Genomic DNA, 22544 nt, shown 5'->3' on the forward strand with positions numbered 1-22544 from the left:
GGTGTTTCCCCCGAATCAGCGGTTGTGCCGATCAATAAAACTCAAGGCCTGGTAAAGCGCCTGCATGCGTGGCAATTCGCAACCCGCCGCTTTTGCCGCGGCCAATGGCCGGGCGTAGATCGCCGCCAGTTCCAGCGGACGTTTGTGCACATGGTCGTGATACATGCTGGGCAGGTAGTCGTCCATGGTTTCGGTCATGGCGAACATCTGCTCGGCGTAACTGGCAGGGATTTCATGGCCGCAGGCGTGCGCGCCTTTGACCACTTCAGCCATCAATGCCTGGATCAACTCGCGGCTCGATTCATCAGCCATCAACGCGGTGGTGCCAGTGCCCAGCAACACGGAGAGGCCGTTATACGGCACATTCCACACCAGCTTATGCCAGCGGGCCAGGTGCACGTTGGCCATGGCCTGGGACTCGATACCGGCCTGGTGAAACAGCGCGGCGCCCTCTTCGACAATCGCCTGCTGGCGCGATTCATCGTTGGCCGCTGTGCCGCTGTGGTAACCAAGATTGACCCGGCCCAAGGCCTGATGCTCGACGACGCCCGGCGCAGAGCGGTGCACGCCGATGTAGCACAGGCCACCCAGCAAGTGCAGCGACGGCGGCAGGTGTTCGCGCAGGCTGTCCTCGACGTCGAGGCCGTTTTGCAACAGCACCACCTTGGCGTCCGGGGCGGCGACCTGGGCAATGGTCGGCGCGAGGTCCACGTTACCGGTGGATTTGGTGCCCACCAGCAGCCAGTCGCACGCCGGCATGTCCGCAGCGCGGGCGTAGGCCTGCACCGGGTGCAGGTGCAACTTGCCATGCAGCGTACTGTTGAGGTGCAGGCCGTGCTCGCTGACCGCCGCGTATTCGCTGCGCAACAGGAAGTGCACGTCGAACCCGGCACGCGCCAGCATCACGCCGTAGAACCCACCGATAGCACCGGTGCCGATAATGCCAATGCGTGGCGACGGGGATGCAACTGCGGTCATGGCAAATCCTCTGGTGTGCGGGTAAGTGCTTGATTCACTGCCTCGATGAGGTCGGCCAGTGCAAGACGGGTGTGCAACTGCCCAAGAAATTGACCCTCGCACACGAGGAACAACGCGGGCAAATGAAAGATCTGGTAGCGCTCGACCGCACCGCCGTTGTGCCCGGCATCCACCCAGCACACGCGGTCGACCGGCAAACGCCAGCCGGGCAGCTGCTGGCGTGCCCAGCGGCAACTGGAACAACCGACACTGGTAAATACCACCAGCGAAATACCTGGCAATCCCAGCAGTTGCTGGTCAATATCCAGGTCGGTCAATTCCAGTTCCTTCACTATACTGCTGCCACCGCCGTCAACTGGACGGTGCTCGGAGTCCGTGTACATGGGTCGTTTTTTACCTCACCCTGATGATGTCGCTGTCGAGTTAATCCAACGCCCCGCTCCTGCCATTCCCCGCCAACGCCTGCACACTATCGGCCTGGGCGGCGTCGCCTGCAATTGCCCGCGTGCCTGGCGCCAGGGTACGGCGGTTGATCTGCGCATCCCCTCCCTGGGCGCCAGCGCCCGTTATCCGGGCTATGTTGCCTGGTGTCGCAAGCTTGAAAAAGGCTATCGCATCGGCATCTCTTTTACCGATGAGCACGCCTTGTTCGGTGCGCGAATGGGCGAGCAAGTGTGCCAGATCGAACGCTACTGCCGCTTGCATGAAGACGCCGAGCCGACGCCTGCGCAACTCGAAGCCATGGCTCGCGAGTGGGTCTCGCGCCATGCCGGTGAGTTCTCCCGCGAGACTTTTGTGGCGCCGGCGCTGGATTAAAGCCGGTTTTGCCCATTGTCGCGGGCCCGTGTTACGCGCTAAGGTTCCTCCCCCCTGCATTCAAATCATGCTGTGCTCCGCCGCACGGGGATGGCTGGCGGCCGGCACCCGTGACCCTGACGAGTAACACGATGGCTGATTTACCGATCAATGACCTTAACGTCGAATCCAACGAGACCCTGATCACGCCCGATCAGCTCAAGCGCGAAATCCCTTTGAGCGACGCTGCCCTGCAGACCGTCACCAAGGGCCGCGAAGTCATCCGTGACATTCTCGACGGCACCGACCACCGCCTCTTTGTGGTGATCGGCCCTTGCTCGATCCACGACCTCAAGGCTGCCCACGAATACGCCGAGCGCCTCAAAGTGCTCGCGGCTGAAGTGTCCGACACCTTGTACCTGGTGATGCGCGTCTACTTCGAGAAACCGCGCACTACCGTCGGCTGGAAAGGTTTGATCAACGACCCGTACCTGGACGACTCGTTCAAGATTCAGGACGGCTTGCACATCGGTCGTCAATTGCTGCTGGACCTGGCCGAAATGGGCCTGCCCACCGCCACCGAAGCCCTCGACCCGATCTCCCCGCAGTACCTGCAGGACCTGATCAGCTGGTCGGCCATCGGCGCGCGCACCACCGAATCCCAGACTCACCGCGAAATGGCGTCCGGCCTGTCTTCGGCCGTGGGTTTCAAAAACGGCACCGATGGCGGCCTGACCGTCGCGATCAACGCGCTGCAATCGGTGTCCAGCCCGCACCGCTTCCTGGGTATCAACCAGGAAGGTGGCGTGTCCATCGTCACCACCAAGGGCAACGCCTATGGTCACGTGGTCTTGCGCGGCGGCAACGGCAAACCCAACTATGATTCGGTCAGCGTTGCGCTGTGCGAGCAGGCGCTGAACAAGGCCAACATCAAGCCGAACATCATGGTCGACTGCAGCCACGCCAACTCCAACAAGGACCCGGCCCTGCAGCCACTGGTAATGGAAAACGTCGCCAACCAGATCCTCGAAGGCAACCAGTCGATTATCGGCCTGATGGTCGAGAGCCATCTGAACTGGGGTTGCCAGGCCATTCCAAAAGACCTGGCCGACTTGCAGTACGGCGTGTCGATCACCGATGCGTGCATCGACTGGTCCGCCACCGAAACCACCCTGCGCAGCATGCACGCCAAGCTCAAGGACGTATTGCCGAAACGCAAACGCACTTGAACCGCTGAATCGCGCACACAAAAACGCCGGGCTTAGCCCGGCGTTTTTCGTGGTGCGGTCGCTCAGTTACAGCTTCGCGGCATGGCGCTGGTGGCGCTCCATGTAGCGCTCTACATAAGAGCACGAGGGGATCACCGTGTAGCCGGCCTCTTCGGCGAACTTCAACGCTTCTTCGGTCAACGCCGCAGCAATGCCACGGCCCCGCAACGCGTTGGGCACGAAGGTGCGATAGATATCCAGGGTCTGTTTACCGAGGTCCATATAGGTCAGATAGGCACGATGACCGTCCACATTGGTCTCGAACTGATGACCTGCCTGGTCATGGTGGATGGACAACGCCTCGCTCATCACTACTCCTCGCGGGTCTTGGATTTTGACCCCTACCTTACCGATGTTTTTCCGGCGAAGGAACATCTACGCCACCCCGTGCCGGTTTCGACAACGAGAAAACCTATAGCGCTCACAACCAGCACGTAGGGAATAGTAGTCACCAATGCTGCAATAGCTCAAGGCGCACTCGTCATCCCTTGCCGCTGGCGGTTACAGAAAGGGCCTCGATCAATCAGTGATCGATAGCCTGAACATTGCCGGCAGTTGAATCTTGAGACGAACTGCCGCTCTTAAAGTCACCTCTACATACGCAAAAGATGCGCGAGGCGGTAACGGCCCACTGAAAAAAAGTGTCAACCTCGATATATAAATCTTTACCTGTTTACCGGACCCGGCACATGCGGGCCGGACCTCTCAGCCTGGATCGAGTTCCCAGGGAAATGAAAAAATCTGGAGGGTTTTTATACAAACCTCCTGAAGATTAGCCAAAACAGATTCGGCGCAAGAATTTTTTTTGCTTCTTGCGCTACGTCAGTTTACTTACTACAAGTAATGAGTAGTATGTACGCCGGCTATCCGCTCACTCTGAGAAAGTAGCCATTTAATAGAAAGTCCTTGAAGGGGAACACGATGAACAACGTTCTGAAATTCTCTGCTCTGGCTCTGGCCGCAGTTCTGGCTACCGGTTGCAGCAGCGTCTCCAAAGAAACCGAAGCTCGTCTGACTGCAACTGAAGACGCAGCAGCTCGCTCCCAGGCTCGTGCAGACGAAGCCTACCGTAAAGCTGATGAAGCTCTGGCTGCTGCTCAAAAAGCACAACAGACTGCTGACGAAGCTAACGAGCGCGCTCTGCGCATGCTTGAAAAAGCAAGCCGCAAGTAATAATCCTTCGGGGTTGTTATCAAGCCGATCCATTCTTGGGTCGGCTTTTTATTGCCCGGGATTCGGCCCTGAAGCCCGCGCAATAAAAAGCCCGCCGCAGCGCAAGGCTGAGGCGGGCCAGGGATCGAGCAGGCTTACTGCTGCAGATCGACCGGCGTGCTGGACGCCACCGGCGCAGTGGCGCCTGGTACACCAATCTCCGTTGGCAGACCGTCTTCGGCCGCCACCACATCGCGCACCTGATCCCAGTTCACCCGCAGGTTATTGGCCAGGTCTTCGCGCTTGAGCAAAGCATTGATGACCGCCGTGTGCTTGTCGACCACGGACGGCGTGCCGTCATCGTTCAGCGGTGTATGCGCCTCAAGGTAGACCTTGCCGCCACTGCTGCCGAACTTGTAGGCATCATTGATGATGCGCACCGATGTGCCGACCGGCACCATGTCGGCCATCTCCAGCACATTGTTGTTGAACATGCGGAAGCAGCCGTGGCTTGTACGCGTGCCGATACCAAATTTCATGTTGGAGCCGTGAATCAAGTAACCCGGCGTGCCCAAGGTGAACTTGAACGGGCCCAGTGGGTTGTCCGGTCCGGCAGGCACCACGTTAGGCAGCGGGTCACCATTGGCAGCGTGCTCGGCCTTGATCGACGCGGGCGGCGTCCAAGTCGGGTTGGGGATCTTGCCAGTGATGGTGGTGTGCGCGACCGGCGAACCCCAGCCTTCACGGCCGATGCCCAAGGGGAACGTGTAAACCACATTCTGGCCCTTGGGGTAATAGTAAAGCCGGTATTCCGCCAGGTTGATCACAATGCCTTCGCGAGGACCCGGCGGCAGGATGAAACGCGTCGGCAGCACGATCTCGGTACCGGCCCCCGGCAACCAGGCGTCGACGCCAGGGTTGGCCGCGACCATTTCCGAATAACCCAGGTCGTAGGTGGTGCCAAGGTCGGCGAAGGTGTCTTCGTACTTGGCCTTGATCACCTGAACCTGACCGACAATGTCTTCACCTGGCGGCGGCAAGGGCAACTGCAGCGCTGATGCCGAACCGGCTGCACAGAGCGCAGCGAGGGACAGGCAGCAGGAAACGACGGAAAGGCGCGACAACATCCGGAAAATCCTTCGCAGAACGACGGGTAGGAAAAAACTGATTGTACACGGGTGTCAGAGGGGAAGGCAGAGGGCCTGCGACCGTGCGCAAGCCTTTACAGCTCGAAACGCAGCTCCGGCCAGATCGGCGGTGTGCCACGCTTCTGCGATTCGAGGATGGCTCGGCACAGGGGGCACAGTCGCTGGTCTTGAAAGATCGAGCGGTCGACAGATGACCAACGCGGTTGTGCGGGCAATAAAGTCCCGCAAAGCGTGCGATCGATCGAGCCGCCCAGCTCCAATTGCCGCGCGACCAGATGCACCCGAACTTCCTGGCAGGCGAACAGGTCCAGCTGCTCGTCAGGCTCGATCAGTTGGTAATTGAACAGGGACCAGGCAGGGCGCGACATCGGGGGCTCCAGATCGGGGGGGCGCCACCTTAGCCGAAAGCCTGCCGGTATAAAAGCGTCATAGCAGCGGTTTTAGCGTTGGCCAGACATTTTCCAGCAACTTGCCCTGGGCACCGACCGCCGGGTGCAGCTGATCGGCCTGCATCAACTCCGGATGGCCGCCCACACCTTCAAGGAAAAACGGCACCAGCGGGATACTTTTTTCCTTGGCCAAGGCGCCATACACTTCGGCAAACGCCGTGGTGTATTTGGGACCGTAGTTGGGCGGCAGTTGCATGCCCAGCAGCAGCACCTTGGCGCCGCCGGCCTTGGACTGGTCAATCATCGACGCAAGATTTTGTTTCAATTGCGCTGGCGGCTGACCGCGCAGGCCGTCGTTACCGCCCAGCTCGAGAATCACCAGGTCCGGCTTATGCTCTGCAAGCGCCGCCGGCAGCCGCGCGAGGCCACCTGCGCTGGTGTCGCCGCTGATGGACGCATTGACCACTTTGTCGTCAAAACCTTCCTGCTTGAGCCGCTGCTGCAGCAAGGCCACCCACCCTTTGCTGGTATCCAGGCCGAAACCGGCACTGATACTATCGCCAACGATCAGGACTGTACCCGCCGCTGCGTTCTGGGCCATGCACATCAAGGCCAGGCCAGCACTCAAAAACCACATTCGCATCGGATTCTCCATGGGCGCAAGCATTCTCACCGCGCGAAACCTTAGCAAAGTGGTTCCCAGCGCGGAAGGTGAACTGACTATCCTGCACGAACTTAGCCTGGAACTGAACAAGGGCGATAGCCTGGCTATCGTCGGCAGCTCCGGCTCCGGCAAATCCACCCTCCTGGGCCTGTTGGCCGGCCTCGATCTGCCCAGCAGTGGCGAAGTCACACTGGCAGGCCAAGCCTTGAGCTCCCTGGATGAAGACCAACGCGCACGCATCCGCGCCGAGCACGTCGGCTTCGTCTTCCAGTCATTCCAGCTGCTCGACAGTCTCAATGCCCTGGAAAACGTCATGCTGCCGCTGGAACTGGACGGCCGCAAGGACGCCCGCGAGCGCGCCAAACACCTGCTCGAGCGCGTCGGCCTGGGCCAGCGGCTGACCCACTCGCCACGCCAGCTTTCCGGTGGCGAGCAACAACGGGTTGCCATCGCCCGAGCCTTCGCCGCCGAACCGGATGTGCTGTTTGCTGACGAACCCACCGGCAACCTCGACAGCCACACCGGCGAACGCATCAGCGACCTGCTGTTCGAACTTAATAAAGAAAGCGGCACGACCCTGGTACTCGTCACCCACGACGAGCGCCTGGCCCACCGTTGCCGACGCCTGATCCGCCTTGAAGCCGGCCTGATGGTCGCGCCCCTGGAGCCTTGATGGCCCGTTTGCCGCTGTTGCGCCTGTTCAGCCTTGCCATGCGTCAATTGCTGCGCGATGCCCGCGCCGGCGAGTTGCGCGTATTGTTCTTCGCGCTGGTGGTAGCCGTGGCGGCCAGCACTGCCATCGGTTACTTCGGTGCGCGTCTCAATGGCGCCATGCTGTTGCGTGCCACCGAGTTCCTCGGCGCCGACCTGGTGCTTGAAGGCAGCTCGCCAGCCCGTCCCGAACAAATCAAGTCCGGGATTGAACTGGGCCTGGATCATGCCCGCATCGTTGAGTTTTCCAGCGTCATCGCCACGGATAATGGCATTCAGCTTTCCAGCATCAAGGCGGTCAACGAGCAGTACCCGCTGCGTGGCGAGCTCAAAAGTGCGGCAGAACCGTTCGGCACTGAAACTCCTGGCGGTGGCCCCAAGCCCGGTGAGGCCTGGGTGGAAGCAAGGCTGCTGACGGCGCTGGACCTGAAAGTCGGCGACAGCATCGATGTCGGCATGAAGACCCTGCGACTGACGCGCATACTGACCTACGAGCCAGACCGCGCCGGTAACTTCTACAGCCTTACACCCCGCGTCATGATCAACCTTGCCGACCTCGATGCCACCGGCGTGGTGCAGCCCGGCAGCCGCGTGAGTTACCGTGAACTGTGGCGCGCGCCTCAAGGCAGCACGGCACTGCAAACCTATCGCGACCTGGTCAAGCCGGGCCTCGCCGCCAACCAGCGCCTGCAGGATTCGCGAGACGGCAACCAGCAGATCGGCGGCGCGCTGGGCAAGGCCGAGCGCTACCTGAACATGGCCAGCCTGGTGGCGGTCTTGCTGGCCGGCGTGGCGGTGGCATTGTCGGCCAACCGCTTCGCCAGTCGACGTTTCGATGCCAGCGCACTGTTGCGCTGTCTTGGGCTGTCGCGCCGCGAAGCGATGTTGCTGTTCACCCTGCAACTGAGCGTGCTGGGCGTGGCGGCAAGCCTGGCCGGCGCCCTGCTTGGCTGGCTGGCGCAGTTTGGCCTGTTCTATTTCCTGCACGACCTGCTGCCGGCGGACGTGCCGCCCGGCGGGCTGCTGCCGGCGGTCGCAGGCATCGGCACCGGGCTGGTCGCCCTCGCCGGCTTCGCCTTGCCGCCCCTGGCGGCACTGGGGCGTGTACCACCGCTGCGGGTATTGCGCCGTGACCTGCTGCCGATCCCGTCCAGTACCTGGATGGTGTATGGCGCGGCGCTGTTGGCGCTCGGCCTGATTATGTGGCGCCTTAGCCTCGACCTGGTGCTGACCTTCGCCTTGCTGGGCGGCGGTGTAGTGGCTGCGCTGATCCTCGGCGGCTTGCTGCTGCTGTTGCTGCAAAGCTTGCGGCGCTTGTTGGCTCGCGCCACGCTGCCCTGGCGTCTGGGCCTGGGACAGTTGCTGCGTCATCCGTTGGCGGCGGCCGGGCAGTCGCTGGCGTTTGGCCTTATCCTGCTGTCCATGGGCTTGATCGCCCTGCTGCGTGGCGAGTTACTGGACACCTGGCAAAACCAGTTGCCCAAGGATGCCCCCAACTATTTCGCCCTGAACATCCTGCCGGCCGACAAGGACGCCTTCAGCGCCCGACTCCTGGAGGTACAGGCACAATCGGCGCCGTTGTACCCCGTGGTGCCGGGCCGGCTGATCAGCATCAATGGCGAAGCGGTGCAGGAAATTGTCAGCAAAGACTCGAGCGGCGACCGAGCGGTGCAGCGTGACTTGAGCCTGACCTGGGCCGCCGACCTGCCACCGGGCAATGTGCTGACAGCCGGCTCCTGGTGGTCTCAGCAACCGGGCGATGAAGTCCCCGGGGTTTCGGTGGAAGCCAAGGTCGCTGCAAGCCTGAAGCTCAAACTCAACGATCATCTGATCTTTACCGTCGGCGGAGAAAATCGTGAAGCGCGCGTCACCAGCCTGCGGACCATCAACTGGGATAACTTCCAGCCCAACTTCTTCATGATCTTCCAACCGGGCACCTTGAAGGACCTGCCCGCGACCTACTTGACCAGCTTCTACCTGGCGCCAGGCCATGATCAGCAGATCGTTGACCTGTCCCGGGCGTTCCCGGCCGTCACTATCCTGCAGGTCGAGGCCTTGCTGGAGCAGTTGCGCAGCATCCTCGCCCAAGTGACCCTGGCGGTGGAATACGTACTGTTGTTTGTACTGGCGGCCGGCATGGCGGTGCTGTTTTCCGGCTTGCAGGCCACCCTGGATGAGCGCATTCGCCAGGGGGCGCTGCTGCGTGCACTGGGTGCAGAGCGCAAGTTGCTGGTCAAGGCACGCCGCATCGAGTTCGGCTTGCTCGGCGCAGTCAGCGGCCTGCTGGCAGCGCTGGGTACGGAATTGGTGACATGGGTGTTGTACCGCTACGCGTTCGACCTGGCCTGGCACCCTCACCCGTGGCTGTTGCTGCTGCCGGTGATCGGTGCCGTGCTGATCGGCGGTGCCGGCGTATTCGGCACGCGCCGTGCGTTAAATGCCAGCCCACTGACGGTATTGCGCGAAGGTTGAAACATTGATGGCCCGTACGCTATTCGGAGTACGGGCCAGCAGCGTTTATTTCACATACTCGATACCGGTAATCCACCAGCACACCTCGCCGGTCGGGGTTTGCACAATGGCCTCATCGTCGACCTCCTTACGGAGCAACGCCCGGGCCATCGGTGAGTCGATGGAGATGTAGTCCATGCGCTCATAAATCTCGTCATAGCCAACGATACGAAAACGCTTGGTCTCGCCCTGCTCGTTTTCGATATCAACCCAGGCGCCGAAGAACACCTTGCCTTCCTGCTCAGGCATGTATTCCACCACGCGCATATCTTCCAGCCGCTTGCGCAAATAACGCACCCGCCGGTCAATTTCGCGCAGCAGCTTCTTGTTGTACTGGTAGTCCGCGTTTTCGCTGCGATCCCCCAGAGACGCTGCCCAGGTCACTTTACGCGTGGTGTCCGGACGTTTTTCACGCCACAGATAATCCAGCTCTTTTTTTAGCGCCTCATGACCTTCTTTGGTAATCAGCTTGGTACTCAAACGCTTGCATCCCCAGACAATGTCCAATGGTGCCGAAACGCCACAGCATCATGCCTTGGCGTCGACTGGCGGGGGTGATGATAAATGAACTATGAAAAGTAGCCAGATCGGCAAGCACATTGCTTCACTCTAGCCTTCCAGGGTTTGATCCAACTCAAGCAGCACACCCTGCAAACGTTGTCGCATACCCGACACCTGCGACATCGCCAGCGCCAGCTTCTGGGCTTTTTGGCTGACGTATGCTTGCTGCTCCTGGAGTTGCGTCGCGTGCTGCTCCAACTGACGATCCTTTTCATCCAGTTCGCCCTGCTTTTGTTGCAGCCGCGCCTGCCATTGCTCAAGCACTTTTTCTCGCTCAATGACCGCGTTTTTTTGTTGCGTCAGGTCCTGGGCGACCTTGGCAAGATTGGTCAGCGTACTGTCCAGTTCAGGCATCAATGCATGTTCCATTTCAACGGGGCGCTGCAATGGCGCGGGTTCACTGGGTGTCAATTGAGCCGGCTGTGCAACGGGCTCTGCCAGCGCTACCTTCTGTGCAGTTGCGACGGGAATATCCAACGCCTCAGCAACCACAGGCTCAAGCACCGGCGGCTCGACGGGCATGGGTGGGTTTGAAGTTCTGGCGGGCGGGATCATTTGTGATGAGAAGCGAATGGACGGCACGATCAAGGAAGCACTTTCGATCGCAGGCAAGACAGGCGCAGACATGCCCAGGGTAATCACCTTCATTACCAATGCCTTCTTGATGATCATCGAATGATGATCCTCGGGCCTGGCGGGCGGTAATTTGCAGCCTTTCAAATCAATAAAATGGAATGCAATCGAACTGTCGTTCACTGCGCTGGCTTTAGTGCCGGAGGCTGCCGCGGCCATCAGGATTTGCTTGAAGACTTGCATGGCCACTTGCAGGTCTTCTTTGGACTCGATACTGCCCAGAAAATGCCGGTCGAGTTTTTTACGCAACGCGGCGATATAAACCCTGGAGTTGCCCGGCTCAGTCTCTTCATCAAGGCTATAGACGAGAAAGTTGCAGTCGATCTGGGCAACAGCAAACCCGCAGAGCAGCGCACCGTTAACCGGGGCGTCCTGGCCACTGCGTTCAAGAACAAGGGTACGTAGAAGCATCATGATAATCAGGTCTCGTTACAAAAGAGTAAACCTTACATAAACGCCAGATAAAAAAATCCGACCGTTAACCATTCTCGAAACAGCGCAATTGTTTCAGTAAGTTATCCGGCTTGACGTAGGAGTTTTCTTATAACTTCGCCCGCGCGTTCCCAAGCGCATTGATTAACCGTAACCTTTTTAAAGTTCATCCATCCACAACACGCACGTTCTCCTTCGCTCAGCCAAACTTAATCGGTAACAACATGCTCGAGATAAGCAGCCTGACTAAGCACTTGGGCAAAAGTAATGTAATCAACAATTTCTCATTGTTTGCTCAGCGCCAGGAGTGTATCGGTCTGTTCGGGGAAGACGGCGCCGGCAAAACAACCTTGCTGAACTTGATCTCCGGCATCGCTAACCCCTCCTCCGGGTCCATCACCGTCCATGGGTTCAACACCCAGACCCATCCACTTCAAGCACGCAAAGTCCTCGGTTATCAACTCCAGGCCGGGCTCAGCCATCAGACGATGTCCGTTAAAGGCTTTCTCAATTTCATTGCCGACGTGCGAGGGTTCAGCGGGGCTGAAAAACGCAGCAGGGTGGATCGAGCGGCCATGCGCCTGGAGTTGTCGCGTGTGCTCAACGTTCCTATCAGTGCGCTTTGCGTAGGTTTGAAGCGCAAGGTAGCCATCGCCCAAGCCATCCTGCATACACCCAGCCTGCTTCTGCTGGATGAACCGAGCGACGGACTGGCGCCGAATCAACGGCTCAAATTCAGAACACTGGTCCAGTCCCTGACCGAAGAAATGGCGGTGATTATCGCCTCGCGTCATTGCGACGAACTGGCCAGCCTTTGCACGCGGGCGCTGGTTATCGCGCGCGGCCAGTTGGTGGCTGACACGCCGCTGTCCGAGTTTCAGCGCAAATCCCGATACTACCGGGCAGTCACCCTGGCCGCAGAAACCCCTCTGGATTTACTCGCACTGGCCGTCTTGCCCGGCGTCGCAGGCATAGAAGAAGACCGGCATACACCCGGCACCGTGACCGTTCTGGCCCTGCCTGGGCACAGCATCTATCCCCCTATCAACGCACTGATCGCCAACCGCGGCTGGAACATAACGTCATTGAAACTGGAAACAGGGCGCCTGAACGAAGTCGTTCGCCATTTGAGTCATGAGGTATCTCTGTGAAACTGCTGCCGGTGATTTTCAAGCGTCAACTCGTCAGCTATGCCCGTACGCCAGGCACGTACTTGAGTGTTGCCGCGTTTGTGCTGCTGTGCGCGGCACTGGGGCTGAATGCGAGCCCGTGGCTCGAAGAAGCTGGTGCTGACTTACAAGTGTTTTTCCAGCTACACCCTTGGCTCTACCTGCTGCTGATTCCAACCTTGTCAACGCAGCTGTGGTCGGACGAACATCACCCTGGCATGCGCGACATGATGAAAACGCTGCCCATCACGACCATCGAGCGCGTGCTGGGAAAATTTCTGGCCGCATGGGTCGTGTGTGGCATTGCCTTGGCCCTGACCTTTCCTCTGGTGGTTATCGCCAACTACCTGGGCGCCGCGGACAACGCCGTTATCACGTCACAATTTCTGGCAAGCGGGTTGCTCGCGGGAAGTTATCTATCGGTGGGATGCTTTATCTGCGCGCTGACCCACCGGCGCATCGTTATTTTCCTACTAACGCTCGGTTTGCTGCTTACCGTCAGCATGCTTTCTTCAGCACTGGATGCCCTTGAGCACCAGGCGCCTATTTGGGTGGTAGACAGTTTGATCGCGCTTGACCCGATCTTACGCTTTGGCGCTCTGGACAACGGCAAACTGACACTCCATGACTGCCTGTACTTCGTCAGCGTGATCCTTGCCTTTCTTGCGGCAACAGCAGTCACACTCAATTACAAAGCCCGTTGAGAAGGAAAGCACCGCATGCGATCCGCTATTCGCACGGGTATGACACTTACGGTCATATCATTACTCTTTCTGGCCTTTAATCTGGTCTGGGTAAACAACCTTCCCGATATCCGTTGGGACTTTTCACAACACAAAATCCATACGTTGTCGCCGCAGGCACGGCATCTGCTCGCCTCACTTGAGGCCCCCGTGGATTTGTATTACTTCAACTCACGCCATGACCCGCGAAAAAGCCATGCGTTGAAACGCTATGGCGAGCGTGTGGAAGACTTGCTTGAAGAGTTCGAAAAAGCCGCCAAGGGCAGGATTAACTTGCACGTTATTGATCCGGCGCCTTATTCAGAAGAGGCCTATAAAGCGGGCCTGTTCGGGCTGGACGACACCCACGGGTTTCTCGGTCTGATAGGCGTGCGTGCAGGCCAGGCCGCACAACGTATCGACGCATTCAGCCTGGATGACCAGCCGGTGCTCGAATATGAAATAAGCCACTTGATCTACACACTGGGGCACCCAGCGCCACCCACTGTTGGCGTGCTGACAGGGCTGGCGTTGAACGAGTCCGCCGGGCAGTTACTGACGAAAATGCGTCAGCACTTCACCCTCGAAAGCCTGGCATCGAACATTCCACAGGTGCCTGAATCGATCGGGACACTGATGGTCGTCCACCCGCGTGCACTGCCCGAGCGAACCCTGTACGCGATCGAACAGTTTGTACTGAGGGGCGGAAAGTTGATGATCTTTCTCGACCCTCTGAGCGAGAGCGCGGCAGACGCCGCGCCGGCAAACTCCACGCTGGACGGCCTGCTTGCCGCGTGGGGCCTGCAGATGCCGACGGACAAGCTGCTGGTGGATAATCTCTTTGCGTCGTCCGCGTCTTCCGGCGCTGGCGAGCCGACCGTCTTCCATCCGGCCAGATTGAGCCTGCCACGCCAGGCGATGACGGCGGACGACGTCAGCGCGTGGAAACTGAATACGGTGATTGTCTCGAGCAGTGGCGCACTTTCTCGCCTCAGGAAAAGCCGCACGCTGCTCACCCCGCTGCTGCAAAGCTCCACGCAGTCTGCGCTATTGGACGCTGCGCGCTTTGCATCAGCCAGCGCACTCGACTCACAAATCGATCAACCGTCTGCTGTCGGCCAACGCCAGGTGATAGCGGCTCGCCTCAGCGGCCCCGCCTATTCGGCATTTCCAGACGGTGTCGACGGGCAGCCCGCTGGTTTGCAAAAGGCTGCAGACATTCAGGTGGTGGTGGTCGCCGACACTGATTTACTCATGGACTCTGTCATCAGCTCAGCCGCCAACGGCAACGTTACGTTTGTCTTGAATACCCTGGATAACCTGACAGTTCCTGATGTTCTCGCGAACATTCGGCCCCGTGCAATGGCCAGCCAATCACCCACCCCGCTTTCAGACAGGCGCGAAGCCGCTGCACAGGCCTACGCCCAAAAGGCAGGGGAACTTGAACGACGGCTTGAGCGAACCGAGCACGAATGGCAACGCTTGAAACCGCCGGACACCGGCTTCGGCACCCAAGCGGTGAATACCAATACCCAGTTGCAAGCACTGAACAAGGAACGCCTGCGACTGCCCATGGAGTTACAGGCGCTCAAGGTCGAGGCTTACGCAGCGGTGCATCAAGTGGAGCTAACCCTGAAACTGCTGCTGATCAGCGCCGTACCGCTGCTGTTGTGCTTTATCGCGTGGACAGTGTCGTTTTACAACCGGCGACGTCGATCAGCCGTGACCGCCAACCTGCTTTAAGCACTCAACGACGAGCGATCAGTCCCTGGCGGGCAATGCGCGTCAGCTGACGGATGACTTCATCGGCATCAGCGGCGCTGGGCGCCTGAATCACTGCAAGGTCGAAACTGTTGGCGGCAAAGCGGGCCAGGGAGTCGCCATCTTCCACAAACTGGATCAGGAACGCCGAAGGTCTCCCGGTGCGACGCGGCCAGCCATCGAGGTAACGCAGCAGCGTAGGCTGGTGCTTACCACCCAGGAGGATTTTCGGATTGCGTTGCGTCAGGTCCGCGGTGATCGGGGCCAGGCGTATGAGGGGGCGAAGTGCATTCATCGTGTCGTGTCTCTGCCTCAAAAGTCTGCGGGCAGGTGAGAGGCAACACCGAACCAGCGCTTTAGCGGTATTTCGAAGCCTGCCTCTCGATGAGTGCGTGCTTCTGTCGGGCTGTATCGAGCCCAGTGGCGCCCCGCAATTAGCTGTTTAAATCGGCGCATGAGCAGCATCCTAGAGAAGCCGGTGGGGCAGTGTCAAGAATCCCGAGCAACGAAAAAGCCCGCACAGGGCGGGCTTTTTCCGGGTTTTATCTGAGTATCAGCGGGCAATGGCGCGGTCGGCAGACAATTTGCCCGCCCCTTCCAGCAGCACCGCCAAAGAGCCGCCGAGCAAGGCGAGGGCAAATTCATAACCGTTGTTGGCCATGAACAACCCGTTATGAATATGCACCGAGAAGATTGCCACCAGCGACAGGAAGGTCAGGCCCAAGGCCGCCGGGCGCGCCAGCAAACCGATGATCAACGCCAGGCCGGCGAAGAATTCCGTGCCGCCCGACAATACCGCCATCAAGGTGCCCGGAGTCAGCCCAAGGCTTTCCATATACTGCGCAGTGCCCGCCAGGCCGTAGCCACCAAACCAGCCAAAGAGTTTTTGCGAACCATGGGCAGCGAAGATGATGCCGACAAAAATTCGCAGGATGGTCAGGCCATAACCAGCGCGGGTAGACAGGATACGGTTGATCAGTGGGCTCATGGTGCTAATCCTTTTCCAGGTAGGGGTGGGTTGGCCGCTATATTAATCGGATAAGGCAATGATAAAAGCGCAAAAATCGCTTAATAATCATCTATAAATCCGATTATTTACGCGAGGCAAGTTTTGGCGTTGACGGTTCCAGAGACTCCCGCTCCCGATCAAACGCCAAGTAGTACTTGTTCACGCTATTAACATAGCTGACGCCAGCCATGCCCACTTGCTCCATGGCAATACGCTCGACCTGGAAGAACCATTGGTTGGGGTTCAGACCGCGGCGCCGAGCCTCGGCCCGCATGCCTTGCACCCGCTCCGGCCCCATGTTGTAAGCCGCCAGCACGAAGGCCATACGCTCGCGCTCGTTAAGCTTGGGGCTGGCAAAAAACTTGCGACGGATCATCGCCAGATACCGGGCGCCCGCTTGCACATTACTGTCCAGACTCTCGATATTGTTGACGCCCACTCGCTGCGCCGCCGAAGGCGTGATCTGCATCAGCCCGGTCGGGCCGCCACCGTTGCGCGCGCCGGGGTCCAGCGCCGACTCCTTGAACGCCAGCGCCGCCAGGTTCAGCCAGTCCATGCCCTGCTCTCGCGCATGCTTTTGCAGCACCGGGCGCAGTTTCTCCAGGCGCTGACGGTCGGCGCGAGCCAGTGGATTGCGCACTTGATAAAGGCGTCGGTAGATACGCTGGAATGCCACGTCCTGGTCGGCCGGGGTTCGGTAGGTCTTGAGGAAACGGTCAATACTGGCCCGCAGCATTGAGGCATCCTGGCGCACAAACCAGTACTCATCGCCCGGCTCGCTGATTGCCACTTGCCGATCAAAGCGCAGCTTGGGCAGGATTTTCGACCAGCGTTCGGCAATGGGTTTCTCGACAATGGTGAGGTGGAAGATCCCGGCCTGGACCATCTCCAATACATCTTCCACCGCCAAGGTCGGATCGACCCATTCCACCTTCACCGGCGGTCGCTTGTGCAGGGCCAGTTGCTGGTTGACCTGATTGATCGCATCCGCCGCTGCACTGCCGGTAGTCAGGGCCAGCGTGCGCCCGGACAACTGCTCCAGCTTGGTAAAGCGTCGCTCGCCCTTCACGCCAACCAGCCACAACGGTACATCACTGGCAATCGGGTCGCTGGTGCTGATCTTGTGCGCAGCCTTCACATCAAGCAATTCACCGGGAGCCACCAGGTCGCCTTCACCACGGGCCAACGCGCCGAGCAGTTGGTCCTTGGCTTTCGGGATAATTTTGAGAGTGATTTCTTCCCCGTCACGGGCGTGGCCGTTCAGGTATTGCTCGAAGGCGCGCAGGCGATGGTACTCAACACCGATGGCCTGGCCCTGAACCTCACCGGAACTGTTACGGCTCTGGTTGACCAGCACACGCAGCGTGCGACTGGAGCGAATCTGCGCCAGGTCGCGTACCTTGCCGGGCTTGGTCACTTCCAGCGGCCCATCCAGACGTGCGACCGCCGCCATGGGCAGCAGTAACGTCAGGCACAACACAAGCAACGCCGAGGGTCGGATCATCCGCTCTCCGGAAAGAATACTGGCCAGCACCCTCGCGAAAGGCGAAGGGCTGGAGGTCAGAAACAGAGCGCTTTATGCGCTGGCAAGGCGCGCAACGGTGGCATGGAGGAAGGCGTACGACCGACCACAATGTCACTTGCGACGTTCAAAGACAGCTATAACTTGTTGTAGTTCTTCGTTTTTCTTATAAATCTACAGCTCTGATATGCTTTCCGGCCGCAGGCGGAGATAGCACCATGCAACTCATTGATATCGGCGTCAACCTGACCAACCCCAGTTTCGACGAGAGGCACCAGGCCGTTCTCGACCGTGCCTATGCCGCCGGCGTGCAGCAATTGGTGCTCACCGGCACCAGTGTCGAAGGCAGCGAGCAGGCTTTGGAGCTTTGCATAAAACTCGATGACAGCGGCCAGCGCCTGTTCAGCACCGCCGGCATTCATCCCCACTCCGCCAGCGATTGGAACGGCGACAGCGCGCGGCAATTGCGGGGTTTGCTCAGCGAAAGCCGCGTGCGTGCAGTGGGCGAATGCGGGTTGGATTTCAACCGCGATTTTTCCCCGCGCCCACAACAGGAAAAAGTCCTCGAAGAACACCTGGCACTGGCCGTCGAGCTGAAACTGCCAGTGTTTCTTCACGAGCGCGACGCCAACCAGCGCTTGCTGGAGATCCTCAAGGATTACCGCGACCACCTGAGCGCCGCCGTGGTGCATTGCTTCACCGGCGAACAATCGGCGCTGTTCAGCTACCTCGACCTCGACTTGCATATCGGCATCACCGGCTGGATCTGCGACGAACGCCGTGGGACGCACCTGCACCCGCTGGTCAGGGAAATCCCACGTGGCCGTCTGATGCTGGAAAGCGACGCGCCCTACCTGCTGCCGCGCACGCTGCGGCCCAAGCCGAAAAACGGCCGCAATGAACCGGCCTACTTGCCGGAAGTACTGCGCGAAGTCGCCCTGCACCGCAACGAAACCCTGGAAGACTTGGCTGCACACAGCACCGCCTGTTCGCGGGCGTTTTTTGGTTTGCCTCAAGTGGATTAATGCGGCGCATTGACCCATGTCAAAACCGGCTTCCTGAGTAGCGGCACAATAATGGCACCTTGCCAATGCTGTTTCCGCTATCAGAGAAAACCTTCCATGGGTGCCTGGCTTAGCAATATCTCGCTGAAATACAAATTCTGGGCCGTCAACGCGGTCGCCTTCATCACCACCTTGTTGCTCGTGCTCTACGCCGTGCAACTCGAGCAACAGGCGCGCAGCGATGCCTCCCAGGCTTCGGCACAGGCGCAGGCGCGGTTGCTGAGTGCCTGGCCCGCCGACAAGCCATTGCCCAAGGGCGAGCATTGGCTGACGTTTACCCGTGGACAAGTCCCACAGCTGGCCGATCAGGATCTGTCAGCCCTGGGCAACGCCAGCGGTTGGGTCGAGCTCAATCACATGCCGTTATTCGGTGAAAACCCGCTGATCGGTGCCGACGTGATCGCGCGTGCCGACGGCCAGCAGGTCGCCGTGCTGGCCTACGGACGCAGCCTGAGCCAAGTGTTCGGCGAACGCTTCGCCAACTACGCGGTGGCGGTGTTGATCCTGATGCTGGCGATGCTCGGTGCCTCGCAACTGCTGATCCGCTTTTTGCTCAGCCAACTCAACACCCTCAAGGACGTGATGCTGCACGTCGAAAAAACCGGCGACCTGTCGGCCCGCGTACCCCTGGCCTGCAAGGACGAAGTCGGCCAGATGGCCAGCGCCTTCAACGCCATGCAAGCCGGCTACCAGCGGGTGGTCAGCACCGTGGCACACACCGCGCAGCAATTGGACGATGGCGCCGCGCGCCTGGCCAGCAGCATGAACGAGGTGCAACACGGCATGCTCGGCCAGCAAAGCGAAACCGATCAGGCCGCTACCGCGATCAATGAGATGACCGCCACCGTCTACCACATCGCCCAGCACGCCGGCGCCACTCGCGACCTGTCCCAAACCGCCGACACCCTCGCCGGCAGCGGCCAGGAAGTGGTCAGCCGGGTACAGCGTTCGATTGCCGGGCTTTCCACCGGCGTGCAACAGACTGCCGAGATGATTCAGAAGCTCGCCGAGGACAGCCAGAAAATCAACGGCGTGGTCGGCGTGATCCACAGCATCGCCGAACAGACCAACCTGCTCGCCCTCAACGCCGCCATCGAGGCCGCCCGCGCCGGCGAAATGGGCCGTGGTTTCGCCGTGGTCGCCGACGAAGTGCGCAACCTGGCCAAACGCGTGCAAAGCTCCACCGACGAAATCACCCACATGGTCTCGGCGCTGCAGGCCGGCACCCGCGACGCGGTGGACTTCATGCAGGAAAGCTCGTTCAAGGCCGACGACTGCGTACAGCAAGCCCAGGAAGCCGGCGCGGCTCTCGCCGAAATCACCGGCGCCGTGGCGCAGATGCGCGAAAGCAACACCCAGATCGCCGTGGCGGCCGAACAGCAAAGCCATGTCGCCGAAGAGATGAACCGCGCCGTGGTGAGCATTCGTGATGTGACCGAAAACACGGTGCAGCAGACCGTGGATTCAGCGACCACCAGCAATGAGCTGGCGACGTTGGCCGGGGAATTGAGCAAGGCGATTGGGCAGTTGAAGTTGTAAACCAAACAAGGTTGGCTATAGCCCCCATAGCCAGCCTTGATTCGCCGCCCCGCCCGCCCGCGATCTAAACTTTGTTCAAGTTGTTTCAACGGACAGAGGATTCACCATCATGGGCAAACGTCATCCTAACTTCCCCGCCTGGCAATGGCGCATTCACCCAGAAACTCATCAGCACCCGACCAACCTGGGGCTGCAATTAATTGCCGTACCCCTGCTGATCATCGGTTTTCTGCTGATGGCATCCGGCGTGTTCAGCCTGAGCCTGGCCAGTTTTGCCGTCGGCGTTATCGGCGTGTTGGCAGGCGTGGCGCTTCAGCGCCACGGTCGCAAACTGGAAGCGCAAGGCAGCCAGCGGTTCTGAGGTTCAGGCGAAAACCACCACGGTCTGGCGGCTGATGGCGATCAACTCGCCGGCCGGGCTCCAGAGCGCGGCCGCGGCATGGCCGTAGCCGTCGCGGGCATGTTCGATGTTGACGGAGTACTGGCACCAGTCGAGGGTGGTCAGGTCTTGCAGCGGCTGGATAAATTCAATGGTCCAGGTCAGCGTGCTGCCCGGCGCCGGCTGGGTCAGGTGCGGAAGCAAGGCCGGGGGCCATGCGTCGACCAGGGCGAGGATGTGCGACTCGGTCAGCGGCTCTTCCTTTACATCACCGCGCAGGCGCACCCAACCGCCCATGTCGCGCGATTTGTTACCGGTGAACGGCAACCCACCGACGCTCCAGCGCATCGCCAAGTGGCGCATGAACTCGGGTGTCACGCCCTTGATGTAGGGCAGCTCCTGGCATTCATCCCAGTGTTTGAACCTAGGCGGCGCCTCGCTTGCGACATCTATCACTGACTCACGCGGCGCGCCAAAGCTGGCCTGCACCAGCGTCGCCACTTCACCGTTTTGCACCACGCGGCCAAGCAACTGGCTGACGGCCTTGCCTTCGCGCAACACTTCGACTTGATAACTGGCCGGCACATCCGGCGCAACGGGGCCGACAAAGGTGATGGCCAAAGATCGCAGGGGTCGATCTGCCGGCACTTGGGCGCGCAGGGCTTCGTACTGCAACGCTGCAACCAGGCCACCAAAGGTCGCGCGGCCCTGAGCCCATTCGGCGGGGATGGTCACGTCCAACGGGTTGTTACGGGCTGCGTCGAGCAAATCACTAAAGCGCATGGCGACCTCACATCAAGAAAACAGATGAGGGATCTTAACCATCGAGCCGGTGAGGTACAGCGCCCATTCCGGCCAAAAACCGGACCGACCTAGAAACAATCCGCGCTGAGTTTGTCCAGCACCCGATCCGCCTGGCCTTCTGCCTTGCTCATGGTGCGATGCCAGACCGGCACGCACGGTTGCAAATCCGCTTGGTGCCCGGCCTGCGCCAGCCATTGCCAGCAGTCGTGCCAATCGCCCAGAGCGCCTTGGGCTTGTTTGAGGCGCGACATGGCTTTGGCAGGCAGTTTGTCCAGTTCGGGGTAGGCCTCGGCGGCGTAGCGCACACGCTTGATCAGCAACCGCAGGCGGTGGCGATCATGGGTTGGGTCTTTGAGGGCATCACCGAGTTTGTGCCATTGCTTGCCCAAGCGCTTCTCGATGCGCGGGCGCAGGCCCTTGAGCAGTTTCTGATGCTGCGAAGCCCGGATAAAGCGTGGGAACGCATCGAGAATTTGCAACAGGTGCGCCACTTCCGGGCTCTGCGCCACCTGGCGATAGGCGTCGGGTTGCAGGCGCAGGCGCCGTTCAGCGGCCTGGTGATAGCCGTGCTGATGCAGATACGCCGCCAGGACCTCGCGGTCGCGTAGCGGCGTAGTCATTTGGCCGACTGTGCTGGCGGCCAATTCGAGTTGTTCGACTCCCGGCAACCCGCGCAACGGGCGCAACAAACTGCGCAGGCGCCGCACGGTGGTGCGCAGGTCATGCAGGGCTTCATCGTCGGTGACGGCGGCGAGGCGAGCCTGGCAGCTCAGTAACCCTACTTCCAGGCCAATGACCTGAGCGACTAACTGATCGACCAAAGCTGACATGCCTTCCTCCCTTGACGATGAGAATCCTGTTTGACGCTAGAAATTAACGTCCGGCGCGCGACTCACGAATATAGAACCGCGCCTTTTCGGCCTTGTTGGAGCAGCCTTCAAACGCTTCGAATTGCTGCTGGGTCTTGGCGCCAGTCAACAAGGACAATGCCTTGGAGTAGCTCACGGTGCCGGCAAAACCTTCAGCCTTGGCCAGGTCCAGCTCATGCCACGCGGCATCCAGTTGCGTGCCACAGCTGTCGCGGTATGCGGTTTTCCCGGCACAGCCGGCCAGGGCCAACACAATCACAGGCACACACATCCAGGCTTTCATCGATGACACCTCAAATAAAGAAAAACAGTCGTAGGGTGTAGACGTTGCCTACAAGGAAAAGTGCCTTGTTCGCAGCCTGAAATCAGAGCGCCTATCGTCAGAGCATACCCGAGCACTGCGCTGATCCTGGAAAAATATTACAGCCCCCGGCGAAGATTGAAGCTGGCCCCTCAATGGGTGC

The 22544-nt window shown here is 59.9% G+C and carries 24 protein-coding genes and 1 pseudogene; 11 read left to right on the top strand and 14 right to left on the bottom strand.

Features of this window, described 5'->3' with window-relative positions:
• Positions 1–15 precede the first annotated feature (15 nt).
• Together ACP7B3_RS13745 and ACP7B3_RS13750 are read right to left on the bottom strand one after the other, a co-directional pair.
• Positions 16–978 (bottom strand): putative 2-dehydropantoate 2-reductase, encoded by a 963-nt coding sequence (locus ACP7B3_RS13745; RefSeq protein ID WP_426179179.1) that lies wholly within the window; start codon positions 976–978, stop codon positions 16–18.
• Positions 975–1361 (bottom strand): thioredoxin, encoded by a 387-nt coding sequence (locus ACP7B3_RS13750; protein WP_426179181.1) that lies wholly within the window; start codon positions 1359–1361, stop codon positions 975–977. The genes ACP7B3_RS13745 and ACP7B3_RS13750 overlap by 4 nt, the downstream gene beginning before the upstream one ends.
• Between ACP7B3_RS13750 and ACP7B3_RS13755 the strand changes: the two genes are divergently transcribed.
• Positions 1360–1794, top strand: coding sequence for a PilZ domain-containing protein (locus ACP7B3_RS13755; RefSeq protein WP_106576830.1), 435 nt, complete (start codon positions 1360–1362; stop codon positions 1792–1794). The two genes, ACP7B3_RS13750 and ACP7B3_RS13755, sit on opposite strands and share 2 nt — an antisense overlap.
• Positions 1795–1925: 131 nt before the next feature.
• Positions 1926–3002, top strand: a complete 1077-nt coding sequence (locus ACP7B3_RS13760; protein WP_145163221.1) for a 3-deoxy-7-phosphoheptulonate synthase — start codon at positions 1926–1928, stop codon at positions 3000–3002.
• 66 nt (positions 3003–3068) lie between these two features.
• Here ACP7B3_RS13760 and ACP7B3_RS13765 read toward each other — a convergent pair whose 3' ends face one another.
• The gene (locus ACP7B3_RS13765; protein ID WP_003189869.1) at positions 3069–3350 is read right to left on the bottom strand and encodes a GNAT family N-acetyltransferase; all 282 of its coding nucleotides are present in this window, start codon (positions 3348–3350) and stop codon (positions 3069–3071) included.
• Between the two features lie 612 nt (positions 3351–3962).
• On the opposite strand from ACP7B3_RS13765, the gene oprI reads away from it, so the two are divergent.
• Complete coding sequence (gene oprI, locus ACP7B3_RS13770) at positions 3963–4214, top strand: outer membrane lipoprotei OprI (protein ID WP_003172710.1); 252 nt, start codon at positions 3963–3965, stop codon at positions 4212–4214.
• 134 nt (positions 4215–4348) lie between these two features.
• On the opposite strand, the gene ACP7B3_RS13775 is transcribed toward oprI, so the two are convergent.
• From ACP7B3_RS13775 to ACP7B3_RS13785, 3 genes are all read right to left on the bottom strand, one after another.
• Positions 4349–5320 (bottom strand): L,D-transpeptidase family protein, encoded by a 972-nt coding sequence (locus tag ACP7B3_RS13775; RefSeq protein ID WP_145163219.1) that lies wholly within the window; start codon positions 5318–5320, stop codon positions 4349–4351.
• A 95-nt stretch (positions 5321–5415) separates the two neighbouring features.
• A complete protein-coding gene (locus ACP7B3_RS13780) occupies positions 5416–5709 on the bottom strand; it encodes a hypothetical protein (RefSeq protein ID WP_016972348.1) in 294 nt (97 codons plus the stop codon).
• A gap of 58 nt (positions 5710–5767) precedes the next feature.
• Complete coding sequence (locus tag ACP7B3_RS13785) at positions 5768–6373, bottom strand: arylesterase (protein ID WP_178119709.1); 606 nt, start codon at positions 6371–6373, stop codon at positions 5768–5770.
• A 10-nt stretch (positions 6374–6383) separates the two neighbouring features.
• Between ACP7B3_RS13785 and ACP7B3_RS13790 the strand changes: the two genes are divergently transcribed.
• Both ACP7B3_RS13790 and ACP7B3_RS13795 read left to right on the top strand, forming a co-directional pair.
• A complete protein-coding gene (locus ACP7B3_RS13790) occupies positions 6384–7067 on the top strand; it encodes an ABC transporter ATP-binding protein (RefSeq protein ID WP_426179185.1) in 684 nt (227 codons plus the stop codon).
• Positions 7067–9577, top strand: coding sequence for an ABC transporter permease (locus ACP7B3_RS13795; RefSeq protein ID WP_426179187.1), 2511 nt, complete (start codon positions 7067–7069; stop codon positions 9575–9577). The genes ACP7B3_RS13790 and ACP7B3_RS13795 overlap by 1 nt, the downstream gene beginning before the upstream one ends.
• A gap of 45 nt (positions 9578–9622) precedes the next feature.
• On the opposite strand, the gene greB is transcribed toward ACP7B3_RS13795, so the two are convergent.
• Together greB and ACP7B3_RS13805 are read right to left on the bottom strand one after the other, a co-directional pair.
• Positions 9623–10096, bottom strand: coding sequence for a transcription elongation factor GreB (greB, locus tag ACP7B3_RS13800; RefSeq protein ID WP_083360479.1), 474 nt, complete (start codon positions 10094–10096; stop codon positions 9623–9625).
• 129 nt (positions 10097–10225) lie between these two features.
• Positions 10226–11224, bottom strand: coding sequence for a hypothetical protein (locus ACP7B3_RS13805; protein WP_426179189.1), 999 nt, complete (start codon positions 11222–11224; stop codon positions 10226–10228).
• A 242-nt stretch (positions 11225–11466) separates the two neighbouring features.
• On the opposite strand from ACP7B3_RS13805, the gene ACP7B3_RS13810 reads away from it, so the two are divergent.
• The 3 genes from ACP7B3_RS13810 to ACP7B3_RS13820 are packed head-to-tail and all read left to right on the top strand — an operon-like array spanning position 11467 to position 14876.
• Positions 11467–12393, top strand: a complete 927-nt coding sequence (locus ACP7B3_RS13810; protein WP_426179191.1) for an ABC transporter ATP-binding protein — start codon at positions 11467–11469, stop codon at positions 12391–12393.
• Entirely contained in the window at positions 12390–13115 is a 726-nt protein-coding gene (locus tag ACP7B3_RS13815; protein WP_426179193.1) for an ABC transporter permease, read from the top strand. Before ACP7B3_RS13810 ends, ACP7B3_RS13815 begins: the two co-directional genes overlap by 4 nt.
• 15 nt (positions 13116–13130) lie before the next feature.
• The gene (locus tag ACP7B3_RS13820; protein WP_426179195.1) at positions 13131–14876 is read left to right on the top strand and encodes a Gldg family protein; all 1746 of its coding nucleotides are present in this window, start codon (positions 13131–13133) and stop codon (positions 14874–14876) included.
• A gap of 4 nt (positions 14877–14880) precedes the next feature.
• Here ACP7B3_RS13820 and ACP7B3_RS13825 read toward each other — a convergent pair whose 3' ends face one another.
• The 3 genes from ACP7B3_RS13825 to ACP7B3_RS13835 all read right to left on the bottom strand — a co-directional run bounded on the left by ACP7B3_RS13825 (position 14881) and on the right by ACP7B3_RS13835 (position 17407).
• Entirely contained in the window at positions 14881–15189 is a 309-nt protein-coding gene (locus ACP7B3_RS13825) for a class I SAM-dependent methyltransferase (protein ID WP_262207631.1), read from the bottom strand.
• Between the two features lie 258 nt (positions 15190–15447).
• Positions 15448–15882, bottom strand: coding sequence for a DoxX family protein (locus ACP7B3_RS13830; RefSeq protein ID WP_145163204.1), 435 nt, complete (start codon positions 15880–15882; stop codon positions 15448–15450).
• Positions 15883–15985: 103 nt separating this feature from the next.
• Positions 15986–17407 (bottom strand): transglycosylase SLT domain-containing protein, encoded by a 1422-nt coding sequence (locus ACP7B3_RS13835; protein WP_426179198.1) that lies wholly within the window; start codon positions 17405–17407, stop codon positions 15986–15988.
• A 236-nt stretch (positions 17408–17643) separates the two neighbouring features.
• Between ACP7B3_RS13835 and ACP7B3_RS13840 the strand changes: the two genes are divergently transcribed.
• The 3 genes and pseudogenes from ACP7B3_RS13840 to ACP7B3_RS13850 form a co-directional block, all read left to right on the top strand.
• A complete protein-coding gene (locus ACP7B3_RS13840; RefSeq protein WP_262207624.1) occupies positions 17644–18450 on the top strand; it encodes a TatD family hydrolase in 807 nt (268 codons plus the stop codon).
• A gap of 96 nt (positions 18451–18546) precedes the next feature.
• Complete coding sequence (locus tag ACP7B3_RS13845) at positions 18547–20028, top strand: methyl-accepting chemotaxis protein (protein ID WP_262207623.1); 1482 nt, start codon at positions 18547–18549, stop codon at positions 20026–20028.
• Between the two features lie 109 nt (positions 20029–20137).
• A pseudogene (locus tag ACP7B3_RS13850) lies at positions 20138–20386 on the top strand (terminase); the annotation flags it as partial.
• Positions 20387–20392: 6 nt separating this feature from the next.
• On the opposite strand, the gene ACP7B3_RS13855 reads toward ACP7B3_RS13850, so the two are convergent.
• The 3 genes from ACP7B3_RS13855 to ACP7B3_RS13865 all read right to left on the bottom strand — a co-directional run bounded on the left by ACP7B3_RS13855 (position 20393) and on the right by ACP7B3_RS13865 (position 22363).
• Positions 20393–21190: an acyl-CoA thioesterase gene (locus tag ACP7B3_RS13855; protein ID WP_426179201.1), complete on the bottom strand. Its 798-nt coding sequence runs from the start codon at positions 21188–21190 to the stop codon at positions 20393–20395.
• Between the two features lie 89 nt (positions 21191–21279).
• The gene (locus ACP7B3_RS13860; protein WP_145163194.1) at positions 21280–22041 is read right to left on the bottom strand and encodes a CHAD domain-containing protein; all 762 of its coding nucleotides are present in this window, start codon (positions 22039–22041) and stop codon (positions 21280–21282) included.
• Between the two features lie 43 nt (positions 22042–22084).
• Complete coding sequence (locus ACP7B3_RS13865) at positions 22085–22363, bottom strand: hypothetical protein (RefSeq protein WP_010176194.1); 279 nt, start codon at positions 22361–22363, stop codon at positions 22085–22087.
• Positions 22364–22544 lie beyond the last annotated feature (181 nt).

The sequence above is a fragment of the Pseudomonas sp. TWRC1-2 genome (assembly GCF_049896685.1).
Classification (GTDB): Bacteria; Pseudomonadota; Gammaproteobacteria; order Pseudomonadales; family Pseudomonadaceae; genus Aquipseudomonas.